The organism is Halanaerobacter jeridensis (genome assembly GCF_016908315.1).
In the GTDB taxonomy this organism is placed as follows: domain Bacteria; phylum Bacillota; class Halanaerobiia; order Halobacteroidales; family Halobacteroidaceae; genus Halanaerobacter; species Halanaerobacter jeridensis.
Genome location: NZ_JAFBDQ010000017.1, coordinates 31,751 through 51,240 on the forward strand (window position 1 = coordinate 31,751; position 19,490 = coordinate 51,240).

General features: G+C 29.2%; 13 protein-coding genes. All 13 read right to left on the bottom strand.

From position 1 onward, the window contains the following. Window position 1: 1 nt before the first annotated feature. The gene (locus JOC47_RS13050) at window positions 2–793 is read right to left on the bottom strand and encodes a vWA domain-containing protein (protein ID WP_204702538.1); all 792 of its coding nucleotides are present in this window, start codon (window positions 791–793) and stop codon (window positions 2–4) included. A 63-nt stretch (window positions 794–856) separates the two neighbouring features. Then, window positions 857–1,597 (bottom strand): hypothetical protein, encoded by a 741-nt coding sequence (locus tag JOC47_RS13055; protein ID WP_204702540.1) that lies wholly within the window; start codon window positions 1,595–1,597, stop codon window positions 857–859. 11 nt (window positions 1,598–1,608) lie between these two features. Beyond that, window positions 1,609–2,823, bottom strand: coding sequence for a hypothetical protein (locus JOC47_RS13060; protein WP_204702542.1), 1,215 nt, complete (start codon window positions 2,821–2,823; stop codon window positions 1,609–1,611). Then, window positions 2,813–3,634, bottom strand: a complete 822-nt coding sequence (locus JOC47_RS13065; RefSeq protein WP_204702544.1) for a protein phosphatase 2C domain-containing protein — start codon at window positions 3,632–3,634, stop codon at window positions 2,813–2,815. Before JOC47_RS13065 ends, JOC47_RS13060 begins: the two co-directional genes overlap by 11 nt. Before the next feature lie 57 nt (window positions 3,635–3,691). Then, a complete protein-coding gene (locus tag JOC47_RS13070; protein ID WP_204702546.1) occupies window positions 3,692–4,411 on the bottom strand; it encodes a vWA domain-containing protein in 720 nt (239 codons plus the stop codon). Between the two features lie 203 nt (window positions 4,412–4,614). After that, a complete protein-coding gene (locus JOC47_RS13075; RefSeq protein ID WP_204702548.1) occupies window positions 4,615–5,787 on the bottom strand; it encodes a protein kinase domain-containing protein in 1,173 nt (390 codons plus the stop codon). A gap of 507 nt (window positions 5,788–6,294) precedes the next feature. After that, complete coding sequence (locus JOC47_RS13080; protein WP_204702550.1) at window positions 6,295–6,678, bottom strand: hypothetical protein; 384 nt, start codon at window positions 6,676–6,678, stop codon at window positions 6,295–6,297. 91 nt (window positions 6,679–6,769) lie between these two features. Beyond that, window positions 6,770–12,400, bottom strand: a complete 5,631-nt coding sequence (locus tag JOC47_RS13085; protein WP_204702552.1) for a WD40 domain-containing protein — start codon at window positions 12,398–12,400, stop codon at window positions 6,770–6,772. A gap of 32 nt (window positions 12,401–12,432) precedes the next feature. After that, window positions 12,433–13,743 (bottom strand): hypothetical protein, encoded by a 1,311-nt coding sequence (locus JOC47_RS13090; protein WP_204702554.1) that lies wholly within the window; start codon window positions 13,741–13,743, stop codon window positions 12,433–12,435. 18 nt (window positions 13,744–13,761) lie between these two features. Next, on the bottom strand, window positions 13,762–16,662 hold the full coding sequence (locus JOC47_RS13095; protein WP_204702556.1) for a hypothetical protein: 2,901 nt from the start codon (window positions 16,660–16,662) through the stop codon (window positions 13,762–13,764). Window positions 16,663–16,801: 139 nt separating this feature from the next. After that, on the bottom strand, window positions 16,802–16,978 hold the full coding sequence (locus tag JOC47_RS13100; protein WP_204702558.1) for a hypothetical protein: 177 nt from the start codon (window positions 16,976–16,978) through the stop codon (window positions 16,802–16,804). Then, window positions 16,968–18,305, bottom strand: coding sequence for an ankyrin repeat domain-containing protein (locus JOC47_RS13105; RefSeq protein ID WP_204702560.1), 1,338 nt, complete (start codon window positions 18,303–18,305; stop codon window positions 16,968–16,970). Before JOC47_RS13105 ends, JOC47_RS13100 begins: the two co-directional genes overlap by 11 nt. Window positions 18,306–18,481: 176 nt before the next feature. Continuing rightward, a complete protein-coding gene (locus tag JOC47_RS13110) occupies window positions 18,482–19,123 on the bottom strand; it encodes a hypothetical protein (RefSeq protein ID WP_204702562.1) in 642 nt (213 codons plus the stop codon). Window positions 19,124–19,490 lie beyond the last annotated feature (367 nt).

The window sequence follows — 19,490 nt, forward strand, 5'->3', positions numbered from 1 at the left end:
CTTAATTCACCTCTTCAAAAGCTGTATCAACATCATTTTGATTATAATTATTATCACTATTAACAGCTTTTCCAATACTTTGACATACAGTTGCTACAATGCGATTTAAATCAGTTTCTGTTAATCCTTTAGCAGCTTTTGTCCTCTCCCAAGTTGTATTTTCGAAATTAGCAATCTTCTTCCAATTCTTTTGAGCTGGAGCAAATAAAACAAGTCGTTTGGCATTCTGGTCAATTATTGAATCATCATTCCATTTTTCTTCTAATTCTTCTTTAGAAGCAGAAATATTTGCTGGATAATTAGAAATATCTTTTTCCGCCATAGTCTCTAAACTGCGATGGGGAGCGTCAGTTAATAATACCACCACATGGCGAGCATTAGCTTTATTAGTTGCCCACTCAGTAGTAGTTAGTGCTTGATCAAAAGCTTCTAAAGAACTTTCGGGTGCTTTGCCTCCGCCTTTAGCTTCTAATCCCTCAATGTATGCTTCTAAGTCACTCTCTTCTTCTGGTAAATCGAAAAACTGGGAAGACTGCAAAGGCTCAGCGTCATGCGTATAATCTCTGAAACTTAGAATTTTAACTCGTAAATCATTAATCGGTTTCTTCATTTCCTCCATCTTTTCTAATAAAGCTGGACCAAAAGTGAAAGCAACTTTTTTTGCATCGGCTATTAAACCTCTCATGCTGCCAGTGACATCTAAACAAATGGTCAAATCAACATTATACTTTGATTCTTCATCAACCTTCTGTAATACGTCTTCAGTAAGCTGTTCGGGTTCTAATTCCATCATCAAAACCACCCCTTTTGAAAATTTATTTTTTCTACTTATTTGAATAATAGACTAATAAGATAATCAATTCCTAAAAAATTTGTAGTTAAACTGGTAATCAGCAAAATTATTTTCTTTAAGCCCAATCCCAAAGCTTTCTAAGCGACTATTTATAATCATCTTATAAAATAATAAAAATAAGTTTTTCTTATTAAACTCCAGATTTGTCCCTAAAGAATTATTTCTTTTTTTTCTTAATAGACTATAATAGTATTGGCAATTATGATTAGTAAGATTTACTTCATCATAGCTTAAAAAGTAACTTAAAACCTGTTGAACACTAATCTCCTCCGCTGGATAAATATAACCCTGTAAATCATAAATTCTTCGACCGACATGATCTGTTTTTTGAGTTTTTCTAACATTACTAAAAACCCAATATTTATGATAATTATAAAGATAAAATCCATTATCATCTATTAAGTGGTAGTAACTCATCTGTTTTAATTTCAACAAGTTATCTTCTAATTTGGCTGAGAAAAAATTAGGTTTTTTGGCAAAATAATAGTCATCCTGCTTATTTCTAGTATGATAAACTTTATAATTTGAATTGTAATCTTCTTGTTTCTCTTTCAAATTCAAAGCCAGTATTTTTTTAACAATCTCTTTATCTTTAGTTGTTAATTTCGCCTGCTGATCAGATTCTTTTTGAGTGAATCTTTCCTCTGATGTTTCTGGTTTTATAATTGCTTGGTCTTGATTATCATTAATAAATTCCCGTTCAACTACCGTTTTGGTTGGTAAAATAAAATTATCTCCCCCCATCAATATCCCTCCTATAGTTTATAAGAAATAAGTTTCTTTTTCTCTTGCTTTTCAAAGTTGTCAATAAAATTTTCTATAGCAGTTTGTTTAGCTTCAATCCGCTTTTTTAACTTTTTGCTATGCTTCAGAACCTCTTTTAATTCTCGATGATCTTGACTAAAATTAGTAATTCTTTTTCTACCATGATGCGTCAACCAGTTAACTGGATTCGCTTTGGTAGTTACTTTTCTAATTAAACTTGTCTTACTTTTCTGATGTATTACCTCCTTTTGCTTTTCTAATTTTTCCAAGTTAATTGGTAACTCATTTTCTTTATACTGATGAAGTACTAACTTGAAAAATTTCTTAATAGGTGCTAAAATCTGAAAACTTTTCAATTCCTCTACATCTTCAATCATCATATTTCCAGCTCGATCTTCAACTGCAGAACGACCATAGACACTAACAGGATAAGCTGTACCTGCTATTACAATATCTGAATATTTATTTAACTTAGGATACGCAATTCCTCCTATTATTTTGGAATTATTCTTCAAGTTCTTAACCATATTTCTAATTGGGTCAACAACCTGTCTCAACTGTGTTCTTAACTTTTTAGTATTCCAGCGGCGCAGTCCAAACCAATTTGTGTTTAACGCAAAAGAATCGACTTTAGTAAGAATTGGGAAAATAGTGATTGGACGAGGGTTAGTAGTTAAAGTGATCCGGATCAAATCGCTAAAAGCTTGAATTTGCTGTTTTATTTTAGCTAGGTTTTGAGTAGTATCTATGATCCAGAAAATGCTATATGATGATTGTAATTGAGTAATAACCTTTTTTACTTCTCTAGAAAAACTAGACTTTTGATTTTGAATAGCTTTAGCAATTTTATTAGCATTATTTAGCAATCCTCCTCTGTAGTCTTGCCAAGTCCAATTTAGAATATATTCGTTGTTGGAGGATTTAATCTTAAACTGCCAATCTTCATCTACTCTGCTAGTGCCAGGCAAATTACCATCTTCACATAGTTCGTTATACATATTGTTTAATCTATTTTTAAAGTTACTATCATCATTTTGATGCTCAATTTTCAAATATTTATTATCCCTTAAGGCTTGAATTGCAGTTGTCATATACGATGTTTTTCCCACTCCTGAAGGCCCCAGAAAGAATACTTTGTAATCTCTTTTTTGTGTTGTGGTTGTTTGCTTTAATTTGTTTTTTAATCTTTTCACATCAATTTTCATTATTATCCTCCTCCTCTTCACTATTAGTAAAATTTCTAATAATAAATACAGCTCCTACATCATCTCCATAATGACCCTGAGATCTTTCATGTCGAATGAATATTTTTAGCTTGGGAATCAACTTTTGCAAATCATTATTCAGAAACTGATTCATTAAATAAACCAAGTTATTTTGGTCTACTTTATTTTGATTCATTAATAGCCCATCTAAACCATCTGATCCAATTATAAATCCTAAGTTTTCTTCTAAGGAAAAAGTTCTTTTCTGCACCTCTGCTAACCTCTTTCTTAAATTTAAAAATAAAGTAGTATTGGCAAACTCACCGTTATGCCCAGGCAGCAGTTTAGTTATCCCCCCCGTTTGTTTATCTGCCGCAGAATTTATCTTAGAGGCTGAGTTTAATCTAATTTGATAACCATCTCCGAGTTGAAAGGAAAAACCCAGGTTAGTATCTAAATTCAAAACAAGCAAATTAAAAGTAGTAGCAAACACACCTTCCTTGTCTTCTAAATTATCAATGGCAAAGGCAATTTTTCTACACCATGTTTTATGGATGTTTGATATCAGAGGGTCTATATCATCTTTTTCATCTTTAGCTTGATTAACTAATTCGGGCTGAGCAAAAATAACTTTTTTAGCTGCTTTAGCTAAATATTCAGCTCCTAGATAGGAATGCTGTCTGCTGCCTGCTCCGTCGTTAACTACAGCTATTATCAGGTTCTCTTTTTTTGCTACTAGAGTATAATCATCACATTGCTTATAATCTACACCTTTCATCAATAGATCAGCATAATCGTAATCCAGATTCATAAATATAACCTCCCCTTACTAATTTGTAGTTAAAAAGGAGGGGATATCCCCTCCTTTTTAAGCAGGTTCAAAGAATGGCTCTGTTCCCTCAGTAACATCATGCTGCTCTTCAGTATCATTTGATTGTGATTTGCTGCTCATCGAATTTGAAAGCAATTTGAATACCCCTTCAAACTGCTTATTCTTAACCTTGGCAATTCTAACATTCTTTTTATGATCCTCCTTAACTCCTTCTCTATATTTCTTGAGTTTTTCCATATCAGCAGAATCAACTCCTAAACCAAAGAAGACTACCTTATCTTGATTAGCTGCTGCAACAACATTATTAACCGACTTTTGGAAATCTTCACCATTCGGTTTTCCATCTGTTAAAACTACAACAAAAGGTCGGTGATATCCAATGCCTTTGGTGCGATATTTTTCTTTATCCTCTTCAATCATCTCCAGGGCTAAATTAACTGCTTGGCCCTGTGGAGTACCGCCCCCAGCAGATAACTTATCACCAGGACTCTGATAATTAGCCATATCGGTGAAGGGATGTAACACATTAACTTTCCCTCCGAATTCAACTACAGCGAACCTCACTTTATTCTGAATTTTAGGATCATTTTTTGCCTCTTTCTCCAATGTTTGTAATCCCTGTTTTAATTCCTCAATATCACCGGTCATACTCCCAGAGGTATCAACCACAAATACCAAATTGAAGCGGTCATTAGTATTAGTTGTTAACTCATCTCCAAAGCCTTCTCCTTCAATAACTTCTTCATTAGTAGTCATCTTTATCACTCCTTTTAAAGTTTTGGTTCAACTTTCATTAATTTAATAGACAATTCTACTGCTGAGATATTAAATTTTCTATTGGTAATTTTTTCATAATTAGAGAGCAGTCTTTTCATCCCCCCCCTTTACTATTTATAATTGACACTTAAGTTATTTGATTCTCAAATTTTTGGTTACTTTTTTTGAAAAATTTATTTTAGTTATAATTCTCCATTTGCTAAAGAATTCACAGCTTTTCTCCAATTATCTTTTTCAGGTTGATATAAATCATATTTCACTTTCGCCTCAGCAATTCTTTGCTTTCTTAATTTTTCTACCTCTTTCAAAAATGTAGTAGATTTGTTTTTTTTGCGGTTTTTATTTGTGGAACTTGAAGTTTTAGGTTCGGGAAAGACTTCTTCCCCCATCTTTACCTTGTATTCACACCAAGGGCATTTATTTTTTTTATAATGATAGTAATGATTGGAATTAATTGGACATTCTTTTAATTCGTTTAAATATTGTTTTAGAACCTTAGACAATTCAGTTAGTGAGGGTCTACTTCTTTGATTTCTTTGAAAAGTTTGCTTAAATAATTCCCATAATTCCTTATTAACAAGCTGCTTTGATAATATCTTGAATTTTGCTAAAGGGTTTATATTTCTAGATGTATGAGGATATAATCCTTTATTAATTTTTTGCTGCACTTTCAAATTTCTACCTTTTTTGTCCTTACCATGAAAAGGGTGGAGATTATCATAAAACAATTTAAATATTATAATACCTAGAGCAAAAATATCATCTTTATCATTTAATTTTTCTCCTGGCGAAAAATTAGGTGAACAGAACCCTGGCATCGCTACATTACATTTGTAGAGTTTATTACTTTCCTTAAATTGGTAAGAATCACTATCAATGAAATAAACGTTTTTATCTTCAGTTATTAAGATGTTATTATCATTGAGATCTCCAGCAAAAATATGATTTTGATGAAGCTTTTTAATTCCCTTTATAATTTTTAAACTTATCTTGACCCTATCTTGAAACGAAAAAAAGCTTTTTTTATATTTACCTATGTTTATATTCTCTATTAGATTCGATAGTGGAAGTGGATTTTTGACTTGTTTCATAGCATAGCCGATCACTTTACCTTTGTCTACTACTAATTTAGTGGGCCAAATGATTTGGGGTTGCTTATTTAGAAATAACTCTTTTAGATACTTATTATTTTGATATTTATCAACCATTATTTTAATTTTGTTTATTTTGTCTTTGTTTAGCTTATTTTTATGGTAAATTTTAGCTATTAAATTGGAGTTTTTTACTTGATATACGATTGCTTCCCCCCCAGCATCAAATTCTTTACCTAAACAGCTGCTATCAAGCTTATTCATTACTACCACTCCTTTCTAAGTTTGCTTTAATTTCAGCAATATTTTCAGCCGATTTTCTTTATTTCTCTTTAATTCAGATTCAAGTTTCAATCCTTCATATAATAGTTTCCAATATTTAGTCAGTTTTAAGCTAGAAACTAAAAGGATAACATTGAATAAAAATAAACCATTATAAATAATATTGCCCCCAATAAAATCAAATAATTGATTAAACCCAAGCAGACCAAATAGGTATTTTATTTTACCACCTCATTTTTTATTTGTTATAGTAATAGTTAACCTAGCTTTTGTATTCAAGAAATTTTCAATAAAAAATTGTGTTTTTTTATTAAACCTTTTAAATAATTTAGTAATAAAATTAGATATATTGTAATTAATTTATTGGAAGCATTAACTTTATAATTTGGAATATTTTATTCAAAAAATAAAAAACCGACCTGACTAAGGTCGATTTCTAATTAAGATGAAATTTTATTTTTCTTTGAAATAGCATTATCTAGACAAAGATTAGATGTTTTTTTCTTGCCCTCCTTTTTTTTCTGAATTTTGCTTTAATTGTTTATTATTTTTGGTTTTTTCCTCGTTATTAGTAAAAAGTAAAAAAGCTAAAAAGAAAACTAAAAAATTAGAAATTATACTTGGAATATATTGAAAAAAATATTTTATATTATAACGCAAGCTATATGTCTCCCATTTAAGACCGCTAGTCCAAAAACTAATTATTTCTTCTAAAATTGGAAGAGTAAAAAAAAGTAAAATCAAAATTAAAAGAAGTATTCCTATTCCTATTAAAATTATCAGTAATCTCCCTATAGTTTTGAAAAAAATCAAGCTGTATTTCTTTAAAAATTTTAATATTTTTTTTATTTTATTATTTATCTTTTCTTTCATTTTACTTTTCCTCCTTCTTGAAAATTAATTTAACTTTTTTATAATAAGGTATTAGATAGGTTATAATTAGTTATACAGTTTTTCTTAAATTTTAAAGATCAAAGTCATTTAAAATTTCAATTATAATATTATATATCATATGAGAAATAAAAAAAATGCTTAAAAATAATATCCAAGCTACTTTTGTTAACCCATTTATTAATAGTGTAAATACAGTCGATTCCTTTAACTTTTTCATGACTATACTAAGCGACCCTAAAAAAACACACAATATTATCCCATGTATTATATCAGAAAATTCCAAATTAAGCGGAGAAAGTTTCTTAAATATACTAAAATTAAAGTGATTAATTGTATAAAAAAGATTTTTAAACTTATTGTAATTCACTTCCACTCTATATGACTCTAATTGTTTTTGAATCTCAAGTGTAAATGCACTTTCTGGGTGTAGATTAGATAAATCACAACCTTGCAGTAAAATACCTGAAATGTTTATAATATTAGGATGAATAATAGGGAAGATAGTATCATTTTGCCAACCTGTTATTAGACTAATTTGATTTTTAAATTGAAAATAAATATCTATTCCTGGATAACAAGTAAAATCATTTATTTTTTTAAAATGTGACATCATAGTAAGTTTATTTTTATATTCATTAATTTTAATACACCTTTCTTCATCAACGTCCCAAATTCTTATATAAAATTCTCCGTCCCTTCCTTTGCCTTTTGAAACTATTTTATCTTCTTCTGAATGATAAATTACACTCGTTACTTTTTCTTGAAATTCCTCATAAGTTTTAATAATCTCTCCACTTCTACTATCTAATTCTGCTATTATATTATTTCCTGACATTTCTACTCCTGCTATTACTAATTTATGTTCTTTTGGGTGATACGCTACATCACTCACATTAGGAATAGAAACTTCATATACTTTTATTAACTCTCCCCTTCTAATATCCCATTCTTTAAAATCGGTATAGGGTCCCATTTCTGAAGTAGACAACATCTTATTATTTTTAGGATGATATACTACATTTGTTATAAAACTATCATGGGCTTTATAATTTCTAATTTCCTTTCCAGTTATTGTATCAATTTCTTTTATTGTGCCATTCTTTAATCCTGCAACTAATTTAGGTTCTTTCGGGTGATATTCAATTTTTTCTATAGAAACATCATAATCATCATAAACTCTAACACATTTATTATCTTCTAAACTAAACTCTTTTATTGTATTATCCCCTGAGGCTAAAGCAATTTTATTATTTTTTATATGATAAGCTACATCAATTATATCCACACTATATTTATTATAAATTCTAATATAATCTTTTCTATTCTGTCCCCATTCTTTTATCGTGCCATCTGTTGAACCAGACATTATTTTATCTCCGTCTGGATGATACGCTACAGGATGGTATGCTACCATTACTACTCTTTTCTTATGTCCTTCATAAGTTCTGATACTATTTTTTTTTCCATATTTCCATTCCATTATCGTGCCATCTGCTAAACCAGATATTATCTTATCCTCTTCTGGATGATATTCTAAACTTACTACTTTGTTTTTATGCCCTTCATAAGTTCTGATACTATTTTTTTTTCCACATTTCCATTCCATTATTGTACCATTTTCTGAAGCAGATATTATTTTATCTCCGTCTGGATGATATTCTAAACTTACTACTTTGTTTTTATGCCCTTCATAAGTTCTAATACTATTTTTTTCCCCGCATTTCCATTCCATTATTGTACCATCTTCTGAACCAGACACTATCTTTTGCCCCTTCGGACTATAACTTACACTTGTTACACTATGCTCGTGTTCTTCATAAGTTCTGATACTATTTTTTTTCCCACATTTCCATTCTTTTATCGTGCCATCTGCTGAACCAGATATTATTTTATCTCCGTCTGGATGGTATTCTACACTTAATACCCAATTTGCGTGTTCATTATAAGTTATAATACAATCTTCACTTTTTCGCTTCCATTCCTTTATCGTGCCATCTGCTGAACCAGATATTATTTTATCTCCGTTTGGATGATATTCTACACTTAATACCCAATTTGCGTGTTCATTATAAGTTATAATACAATCTTCACTTTTTCGATTCCATTCCTTTATCGTACCATCCGCTGAACCAGATATTATTTTATCTCCGTTTGGATGATATTCTACACTTAATACCCCAGCCTTATGACCTATAGAGAGAAAATTGTTTCCATTCAATTTAGCCCCTTCAAAATTTGCTGTAAGATATCCAGAATCATCTAATCGACTACATCTCACTCCGCGTAAATTACAATCTGTTAAATTTAATTTTGATAAATCAGCTTCTGTTAATTCTCCCCGCACATCTTTCCAAATTTCTATGATATTCCAAACAGCATATCCTATATTTGATTTAAATCTACCTCTGTAACACTCGATAGCTCTTTGTAAATTTGTTCTATAATTATTGTAATGTGATATACTCCATTGTTTCCCTTTTAATTTTGGCTTAATATAATACTCTTTTTCTAACTCTCCAATGAACTTTCTTACTTCTTTTCCAAATTTTCTTTTCTCTAAAATTTCAATTTTATCTTTGCCATTATCTAAATCAATTTTAATCTGATTAACAATATGAACTGCTGAAAAATAATCCCTAAAGATTTGATGAAAAAACCTATATTTTCCATCTTCTTCAACTAATAATAGTAGTTCTTTTACAATGATTTTTAAAATTTCTTTTCTTTTTCTAGCATTCAATTTTTTTAAATAAACACATACCTCTTCATATTCAATATTATCATCTGTATCATAAAAATAAGGATTAGAAAGTTTATTACAGCTAGATTTTATAACTTCATGCAACTTTCTTTTATTTAAGCTAAAAACACCTTTCTTTTCCATATAATAACCAATATAAGCTACTATATGCTTAATGATTAACTTATGATATAATTTCTCATTCTTTTGCTTATTACTTTTATAAACTTCGAGCAAATTAGCTTCAATAAAATCCCACAGCAGCTCTCCAGCACTATTTACCTTATCTTTAAAATCTAATGCTTTATTAGCAATCTTACTGTTTTGTTTCTGTTTATAAGTTTTAGCATAAATAGTTAACATCATCGGATTCCTAATTAAATCTAACATTCTTTCTTCTTCCGGTAGATCTACTGATTGTTTATTTAAATAATTTTCAATTTGTTCGTTTTTTAAATTGATTAGATTTAACTGATGATATCCGTCAAAACAGTTAAAGGTCTGCATATCATGCCTGCTGGTAACTACAATTTGCACTCCATTGTACAAATTAAACTTTTCAATTTCAGATAATAAATTCATTTTCTCATCAACAGTAATTTCATTAAATCCATCCAACAGTAATATAACTGCTGGAATATCATCAATTGGCTTATCCATCATTTTTTTTAATTTATCTTCAGTAATTTCTGTTTGATTAAGATAATTTTCCTTAATTTGCTCCATAATAAAGTTTTTACTTTTAGAATAATTATTATAATCATGAAGCTGAATAAAAAATGGAACTGGTTTCTCCTTCTGCCTTTTATAAGTTTTCCATAAGTTTAAAAGTGATACCGTTTTCCCCATTCCGCCTGAACCCAAAATTACGGCATTCTTAATTTCACCTGCCCATAAACTTTCAATACTAGCAATCAAATCAACCTCTTCAGCCTTTAATTCTACTTTTGTATCAAGGTCTTGTTCTGACGAAGTTTCTTGTTCTGATTCAGGAAGAATAATCTCTGAAATATCAATATGTTCAAATCGTTTACTTTTTAGCTTTTGATAATAATCCTTTGTACTTACTCTAATTTTTTCTAGCAAATGCTTAGCTTCATCTTGTTTCTTAGCTTCCTCTACTTTAGCCAATTGTAAATGATTAGTAAAGAATTCATCTAAAGTACAGCCGATAACTTTAATATTAGTTCTATTCTTATATTCAGGATTTAAATTTGCTTCATAATCAGTTTTGGTCATAAAAATCTTAGTATAGCCCTGCTTATTTGCTTTTTTAACTTTTAGATTAATATCTGCTCCTACTGCTTCTAATTCTTGATGATGAAAATTAAGTCCAGCTAACAAGGCTGTCCTATTATATTCTTTTATAAATTTACTATTATAATCTTCAAAAATTTCATATAAACAAGCACCCAAAAAGCTAAATCCGGCTGACCTTCCTGTTATTTTACCAATGAAATTTTTTTCTTGTAAATCTAAGACTTCTATTATAAAGCTGTAACTTAAATCTAATCTTTTTCTCAAAATATCTACTGCTGTTTTAGCAGAACCCTTAAGTCCTCCTAAAGAAGTTTCGTCTACTTGACCGTAAGTGCGGAACTTAGCTTTTTGATCGATATCATCTGCAGGAGTAACCATCAAATCTTTAATTACAACTGACTTTTGATTACTTATCTCTCCTTGCTGCATAATAAATATCGGGCAGTTGCCTTCTAAGTTATTTACTGAAGAAAGCTGGTAGATAAACTCTTCATACTGCGGTAATTTACCAATTAAACTAGTTACTGGAGATACCTTTACTTTCCAGTCAAACTGACTTTTTACTTCTTGCTTTACTTTGACTACCAAATCATCTTCTACCAGTATCTGATTTAATCCTAACCGCCTAATCTCAGGTAGCTTCTGTTTAACCTTAACCGAATTGGCAGGTTTATTCTCTATGAAATTGCAGATAACTGCTGTCTTGCCGGGAGGAAATGAATCAATTATCTCTTTTATGTCTTTTCGTACATCTTCTTTTAAAAAATTATCCGTTAAGCACTTCCTTAAAATCTCAAAACAGACAGCCAGAGTACCTGATTGACCTGTAATTTTCTCATCTTTGCTTATCCTTAAGCTAAAGCCCCAGTTATCATCTTTAACTAAATCTTTTTCATCAATAACTGATTTTACTTTTTTTCCACTGTTTCTAAGCCAGTTCAGCTTACTATCAGGTACTGTTACTTCCCCGGAGCGATTCAATATTACAGTTATAAAGGTACTGCTAGATTTATTTTTACTAGCCAGGAAAATTCGGTATCTTGCTCCGGTTACTAGCTGATTTAAAGAACTAAAATAATAAATTGTTTTAGATTTGTTTAAGGAAGATATATTCAGCGGATCAAACTGCTTTAAATCATAGTCAAAACTGGGATTATTAATTAATTCATCAACTAAGCCATAGTTAGCCTGGAGAAAGCAATTGTTAAATTTTAATTCGGATAAAATATTGATTATCTTTTTCTGATCTATATTTTGGTCAAAGTTAGCTAATACAGTTATTTCTTTATTTTTAGCTATTTTAAATATCTTTTCTACTAACTTTTGAAATTCACTGCTTTTGTCATGCCATCCCTCTTCAAACCCTAATTCTTTATCTTCTTTTATAAATCTATTATAATAATTTTTTCCTTTATTCTTTCTAAGATGAGATAATAAAGCAAAGAAAAGAGCTACCGTTCCTTGCAATTGACTTATTTTTTTATTTAATTGAAATTCAATTTTTACTGTTAATGGCTTTAGATATAATTCCTTATTTAAAAAGGATCTAAAACTATCAGATAATTCTTCTTTTATAGACTCTTCTAAATTGTGATTAGTTATTTCTACTTTATTTTCTTTTTCAGTTGTCTCAACTTCATTAATAGAAATTGGTATTTGATGATAATCTTCATCACTTTTAGCGATTAATCTGAAGCTCATACTTTCACCTCCAATTTTTCAATTAATATAAATTATAACGACTTAAGTTCATAAACTTTAATATAAATTTTAAACTGATCACAATCTTGTTCCAGCTTATTCTTTATTCTTCTAGCCAAATCTTTCTTATCTTGACTGATATCATTATAATCCCATTGTTGAACTATTAGCCCACAATCACTTTCTTTTTTACCAGAAAACAAAACAAGTTCTTCTTGTGTATCATTTTTATTAGCAATAACTATGTCATAATCTAGTTTAAAGTCTTTATTATCATTAGTTGTAATTTTAATTTCTTTTTTAGCTAAGTCAATACGATACTTGATTGAGTTAGTAATATTTCTAGGGCTATCAGAAATTGATTCCACTTTTGCTGCCCAGCTTTCATCTGCATCAAAATGTTCCTGTAAAAAGGCAAGATAGTCTAGTCGCATCTTTTTATCATAATCAAAGGGTAATATAAATTTATAGTTGTTATCTGCTATCATAATATTAGATAGTCTGATTTCAAAACTCAAATCCGTTTCTTCATTTTTTAACTCATCTTTTAAATTATCTCTTTGTTCTTTTATAAAAATGGGTGAAAATATATTGTTTTCAGAATTAGTTTTTACCTCTGCAATATTAAGCAAATAATTTTTTTCTCCGATTAAAACTAACTTACTAGTTAAAGTAAATTGCCGGTCATTAGTATTTTTAACTTCAAATGAATTCTGTTCACAGTTAAATCTAAATTTAAAATTACTAAATTGTTGTGTTAATTTTTGCTCAATAGATGGGTTTCCTGTATATAAATAATCAAGTAATTTCGTTTTTATATCATCTTTCAATTCTAGTTTGTACTCTTGTGCTTCATTAATTTGTCCCTCGTTTTTTAATTCTTTTTTAATCTTTTCTTCTGTGTTATTAATTTTACGATCTATTTGCTTGAATTTAATGAAACAATTTATTTCTGATTTATCTTCAAGTGCTTGGTTTAATTTTTTCTTTTTATTTGAATCAAGAAAAAAATCAAGCTGATTTTCGCCAACTTCTAATCCCAAATTATTTTTACTAAATAATTCAAATTTTTTCTCACCTAATACTAATTCTAAAACAAAATCTAATATTACTCGATTGTATGACTTATTAATAATATTTAATCTATTATCAGTAATTAAGTTAAAGATAAAATAACTATCTTCAAATAATCTAATTTTATTAAATTCTGTATTTAATCTTTTTATTTTAGAATCTAATTGATTTTTTAAATAACTAAGAAATCGATTATTATCTATTTGTCTTTTATAAAGGCAGTCAAAATCAAAACCATCTATTTCCCTAAAATCTTGTTTATTTACCACGGTAACCAACCTCCTAAATTATTTTAATTTAAAGCAGTCATCATCTGAATCATAGTAAACAGTTCTAGTTTCATGATCATCAGGAAAAGCTACTAAGACTGCTGCTCCATTATCTTTTTCGAAAGCATATTTAGCCCCTTTTTCAAAAATAGCTGTGTCATTCTCATCGATTTGAGTTTTATCAATTTCGGCAAGTATTTTTGAGTTAACTTTTGCCTCACTAAATTTAACTTTTAATCTATTTAATTTTCCTTTCTTTAATTTTTTAACCGTTAAAGTTACTTCATTCCCAATATAACTAACAAAATCATTTATCTGTTTTCTAATCAGTTCATTTACCTTAGCCTCTGAATGATTTACTGAAGGGAATATTTCTTTACTACTTTCATTTATAAAATCTTCACTTTTATTATCGCTTTTTACAATCTTTATTTTCAAAGTATCCCAATTGGGAGGAGTTATTGATAATTTATCTCCCAGTTTGCCCGTGATTTTTTCACCAGTATCAGAATCAACTTCAACTTCAACTTTAATTAAATCATTAGGAAAAAATATATAACCCAAAAATCGATTCCAATTGTCGACTAATCTCTGCTTGATCGTTAAACCAGCAGAATTTTCATCATAGTTAATTTCTAACCAATAGTGTTCCTTTAAATATAATAGGTCAAACATGGTTCCACCGAAAATATTAAATGTTTTAAACTTTTGTTTAAGCTTATAATTGCCCTTACCCTTTGTGTAAAAGAGCTTAAGCTTTTTTTCAGCCTCCTTTTTTTTATTATTCTCCTCTTGAAAATAATTATTATTTTTTAAAAAGGGGTTTAAATCTATTTCTATATCCTCGCATTTCATCTCTAAATTATATAAATCGTCACCACTTACTTTATTAGCCTTATTCTTATCCTCCAAAACATGTAATTTTTCAACTTTAAAAATTTTCTTATCCCCAATAAATCGTTTTGCTTCAATCTTAAAAGTTTTATTTAAATCCTTCGAAGATAAATAAATACCTCTTTCTTCTAGCCACTCTCTTAAAATTGATTTTTTCTTTGAATTTAAAGAATTTTCTTCAGCATAAGAATTGATCTTTTTTTCAATATCATTATTCGACATCTGTTCTAATTCCTTTTTAACAGATTTGATTTTATCAACTTTATTACCTTGTTTATCTTTTTTTTGAGCTTCAAAAAAATCATCTATCGTCTTTAACTCTTGTTTATCATATTCTTCTGCTAATACCTTTCGGACTTTATGTCCTACGATATCAAAAGTGCCCAACACATCAAGATTAGACCCATACTTCAATTTAGTATTACCTTTAAATCTTAATAGTTTATTTGCTAATTTTAATTTAGCTTTTGGCAAAGGCATTGCATTTTCTTCTGCTACAAGACCTAACTTGAAATTTCCTTGATTATCTGACTTACCTAAAATTCCAAGGAAAACATTGTAAAATACAGGAAAGGAACTGTTGAATTTCTCTTCTATTAATTTTTTATAAGAAATAAGTAGTTTTTTCTTAATTGTTTTAGTATTAATTTTATCTTGCAATTCATCTGTAAGTTTTTTTACATTTATATTTTCTTCTACTAAATCATTGATTAGATCATTTCTAGATTTTTCTAGTTTTTCAATATCATCCTCTTTTTGTAGTTTTTCAATATCCTCTTGATATATATTTTTAACCGATGCTCCTAAAATATCTGTCACTTTCTTTGGAAACTTCTTTTTTAGACACCCATTTTTCTTAATGTTAAATTTAAGTACAGCTTTCCAAAAAAATTCTTTGTTTCGTTTAACTACTTCTTCTAGTTCATCTATTTGGTCTGACCACTTTAAACCTACGTCTTCTAACCAAATTTTAATAAATGATTGTTTAGATTCTTTGAATTGTTCAATGGTTTTTTGTTTCAATTCCTCCACAGTAATTTCAATTTTTTCTTCTTCTAAAGAGAAATCTACAAACACTTCTTCATTTTTTCCCCCATCATATAAGATATCATAAACAGACCTGGCACCTTCAGAATTGTTTTCTTTAGAACCTGCTTTTTGTTTTATCTCATCAAGGTTTTCTATTTTCTTATTATTTTTAACTTTTTCATAAACAGTTACTATTTTATTTAAAATCATGCTTTTATAGTAATTAGAAAAAAGTCCTAGAGAAGGGTCATAATTACTATTAATTTTTTTTACTAAAGCTTCAATTATTGACTTTCCTTTATTGTTTTCTTCCCAAAAATACTTTTGAATTTTCTCAATATCATTGTTATCTATTGTTTTATTTAAAAAATTATTTTCCAAAACTGTATTTGTATTTGAAATATCAAAAAAATTTGCATGATCCTTTAATTTAAACTGAATTATATAAGTTATAACACCATATAAATATTCTATCAGTTTGTTGTAAAAAAAATCAATAGTTGACTTTAAATTATGAGATTGAATGTATTTATCTGCTATTTCTTTCCTCACATATTTGATTTCCCGTTCAGTCCCATCTATTTCAGCAGTTAATTTTCTTTGTTTTCCTGAAGACCAACTTAATTTTATAATTTCTCCTACTTCATTTTCTTTTGCCTTCCAGTTTAACTTCAAAATATTTTTACTATCATACCCCTGGTCAGAAAGAAATGTGTTTAGCTTTTTTCTACATTGCAAGACTTTATTTAAATAATCATATACGGTAACAGCTAAAGTATATCCAAAGTTCCAATTTGTATTACCAGATTCAAAATTTTCCTTAGAATTTTTATAAGAAAATGCTTTTTCTAAATGCTGCTCTATAGTCTTTTTTAATATTTCTAAATCGTTACATTTAATAATCAATTTTTTAGCTAATCCCATTAAATTATTTGATGTTTTATTTTTTTTAATCCACTTCAGACCCTCTGTTGGATTTTTTGTTTCTTCCTCCATAAATAAAACCTCCCACTTTTTATTTTTCATTTCTATCCTTAATATCAAAATTAGACATATAGAGAGGTTTTTCCTTTATTATTTACCTATTAATTCCTTTGATTTATTCCAGGCTGGCTTAACCAGCCTGGAATGATATTCAGGAGCCATCTCGATACCCTTCATCATAACCTTCAATATAGGTGTTGACCGCATTTTGACTGAATAATGCTTTTAATTTAGGCATATTCTTCTTATACTGCTTTGATTTTCCCGCCTGAGCATCAGCATATCCATCTTGGTAGCCTTCCTTATAAGCATTAGTATTAATTACCATCTTTTTTCACCACCTTTTCTCTCAAAAAATCTCTGATTTCTCGTTTATTAGCTACTTGAACAATCTTCTTAAATTCATCAGATGTCAATGCTTCTTCTTTTAATAATATTTTAATCACTTGTTTATGCCCTTTGATAGGTTCCACTGTTGAAGCTGCTATCATTAAAGGAGTAACTTCAATTTCTTCAGCTTGATAATTAACCTTTGCTCCTGCCTGGATTAGCTTTTCCACATAATCCACATTCCCAAAGTAACTGGCCCACACCAATGGTGTAATTCCTTGAGGATCACTTTTATTAACAGAAGTAGTTGATAACTCAAATTCAAACTTATTATCATCAGCTTCAAATATAGACTTCAATAATTCTGGCTTATCTTCAGGATATTGAGCCTCATAATCTTTCAATAATCTAATCAGTTCCTCCTCGCCTTCTTTTATAGCATAATCCAAAGCAACATTATCTTTATAGTTAGGGTCAACGCCCGCTTCTAATAATTGCTGTATCACTGCCTGATTTTGATTAGTAATTGCATTTTTTAGCGGCTTAAACCCGTTATCCTCTGTTTGCTGTAAATCTAAATTTTCTAAAAAATATTCGACCAACTCACTGTCTCCCCTGCTGGCAGCAATACCTAACGGAGAAAAACCATGTTCTGTTTCATAATTCACTTCTGCTCCAGATTCAACTAAAAGTTTTACAATATTTATATTTTTAGAAATCATTAATGGGGTAAAATCTAAATTATCAAAGTTATTTACTTGAGCTCCTTGGTCAATTAAAAACTTTGCTATCTTTTCAGCTTCCTGTTTACAAGCATAAAATAATGCTGTTTGACCCCGGGCGGTTTCTTTTTCTAAATCAGCTCCATTCTTAACTAAAGCCTTCACTTGCTGTAAATCACCAAATTTAGTGGCCCAAATTAACGGTGTATGTCCATCTGCATCTTTCTTATTTATTGCTTGAGATTTTTTTAACTCAGCTTGAAATTTATCATCATCTCCTTTAAATACAGCCTGCATTAAATCAGTTTTATCAGGTTCATATTCGGCACCGTAATTTCTCAGCAAGTTGATTAGCTGCGGATTTTGATTTCTTATCGCAATTTCTAAGGCCGTTTTCCCTTTTTCATTTGTTGCTTCAACCTCAGCTCCTGCCTCTAATAATTTTTTAGTTATTTCTAATTGACCTGCTTTAGTGCTAATCATCAAGGGGGTCACTCCATTTTCTAAAGTAGTATTTATCTCTCCTTCTTTACTCAATCGGTTTACCTGTTTTCTGTCTCCAGCATCAATTGCCCTAAATAATTCTTCTAAATTATTAGTCATTTTATCCACCTCCAGGTTTTTTTAATGGCTTTATTTTATAATAGTCAGTAAAATTGCCCATTTCTTGAAAAATTAAATATATTTATTTATTAATTGTGAAGCAAATTCTATTATTCATATATACTTATTTCTTTTTTAAGCAGGGAGAAACAAGTGTTTCGCCCTGCTTAACTTAATTAAAGCTTACTAGCATTAGTTTTTAAAATTTTATCTCCTTTTACTCTTAGTTTCCGTAATTTTTGTAACAATTTTTTGGCTTCTTTTCTTATGTCTACCAATTTATTTATATTAGTGTTAATTACGCCAATTACATGACTGATTTTGACAGATGTTGTTAAATCAGAACCTCTTTGAATTACTGTTTTAATTTCTCGTAGTACCTGACCAGTCTTGGTATATTGCATAGTAAATTTTTCATTTAACTTATTATTTCTAAGCTTATTTTTTTCTCTTAACTCTTTATCTTTAATTTGGTCTGTTAATTTACTAAGTTGCTTAAAATATTTTTCTTTCTTTTCACCAATTTTTTCATAATCTTTTTTAAGCTCTTTATATTCTTTTACTGCTTTTTCCCATTCTTTAAATAACTTTTCTCGAGCAGATTTTGATTTATCTTCGTTAACCTGAGCAATCGCATACGTTATTTGTTCTCCTAATTTCTTTTTTTTCTTCTCAAACTGATTAGTCTGTTTTGTTAGCTCTTGACCAATGGTTTTTGTTCTTTCATAATCAGTTTGTAAAACAGCAGGTTTAGTACATCCTATGAACAAAATTGCTATTCCTATAATGACAAGCATAAAAGCTAATTTTCTTCTCATTATTATCACTCCTTTTAAAACTAATCCTTTCCAACTATATTCATCTTAAGATGAATATAGTTGGAAATATAATATGAAGCAACTGTAATTTATCTACTTTTAGTACAATTTCGGTGGCCGCAGTTTTGGCAACTTCCTCCTTCACCTTGATTTCGTTCAGAACACTTGCAACAAAGCCACGTTATCATGACAATCACCTCCTATTGTGATATTTTATTAGTAAAGCACATTACTTCTAGATAGAAAGCAAGTACTTCACCTTAATTTTTTACCTTTGATATGATATAATTATTTGTAGCGAGGTGGAGTATCTCTGCGACTCCTATCTAGGAGTAACGCTCTAACATTGAGATCTCTACCTCGTTTT

Excerpts from the sequence above, each read along its gene's own strand:
- JOC47_RS13095 (WP_204702556.1), bottom strand. The coding sequence starts at position 16,662 with ATGGAGGAAGAAACAAAAAATCCAACAGAGGGTCTGAAGTGGATTAAA.
- JOC47_RS13065 (WP_204702544.1), bottom strand. The coding sequence starts at position 3,634 with ATGAATCTGGATTACGATTATGCTGATCTATTGATGAAAGGTGTAGAT.
- JOC47_RS13080 (WP_204702550.1), bottom strand. The coding sequence starts at position 6,678 with ATGAAAGAAAAGATAAATAATAAAATAAAAAAAATATTAAAATTTTTA.
- JOC47_RS13055 (WP_204702540.1), bottom strand. The coding sequence starts at position 1,597 with ATGGGGGGAGATAATTTTATTTTACCAACCAAAACGGTAGTTGAACGG.
- JOC47_RS13110 (WP_204702562.1), bottom strand. The coding sequence starts at position 19,123 with ATGAGAAGAAAATTAGCTTTTATGCTTGTCATTATAGGAATAGCAATT.
- JOC47_RS13105 (WP_204702560.1), bottom strand. The coding sequence starts at position 18,305 with ATGACTAATAATTTAGAAGAATTATTTAGGGCAATTGATGCTGGAGAC.
- JOC47_RS13085 (WP_204702552.1), bottom strand. The coding sequence starts at position 12,400 with ATGAGCTTCAGATTAATCGCTAAAAGTGATGAAGATTATCATCAAATA.
- JOC47_RS13100 (WP_204702558.1), bottom strand. The coding sequence starts at position 16,978 with ATGGTAATTAATACTAATGCTTATAAGGAAGGCTACCAAGATGGATAT.
- JOC47_RS13075 (WP_204702548.1), bottom strand. The coding sequence starts at position 5,787 with ATGAATAAGCTTGATAGCAGCTGTTTAGGTAAAGAATTTGATGCTGGG.
- JOC47_RS13050 (WP_204702538.1), bottom strand. The coding sequence starts at position 793 with ATGATGGAATTAGAACCCGAACAGCTTACTGAAGACGTATTACAGAAG.
- JOC47_RS13070 (WP_204702546.1), bottom strand. The coding sequence starts at position 4,411 with ATGACTACTAATGAAGAAGTTATTGAAGGAGAAGGCTTTGGAGATGAG.
- JOC47_RS13060 (WP_204702542.1), bottom strand. The coding sequence starts at position 2,823 with ATGAAAATTGATGTGAAAAGATTAAAAAACAAATTAAAGCAAACAACC.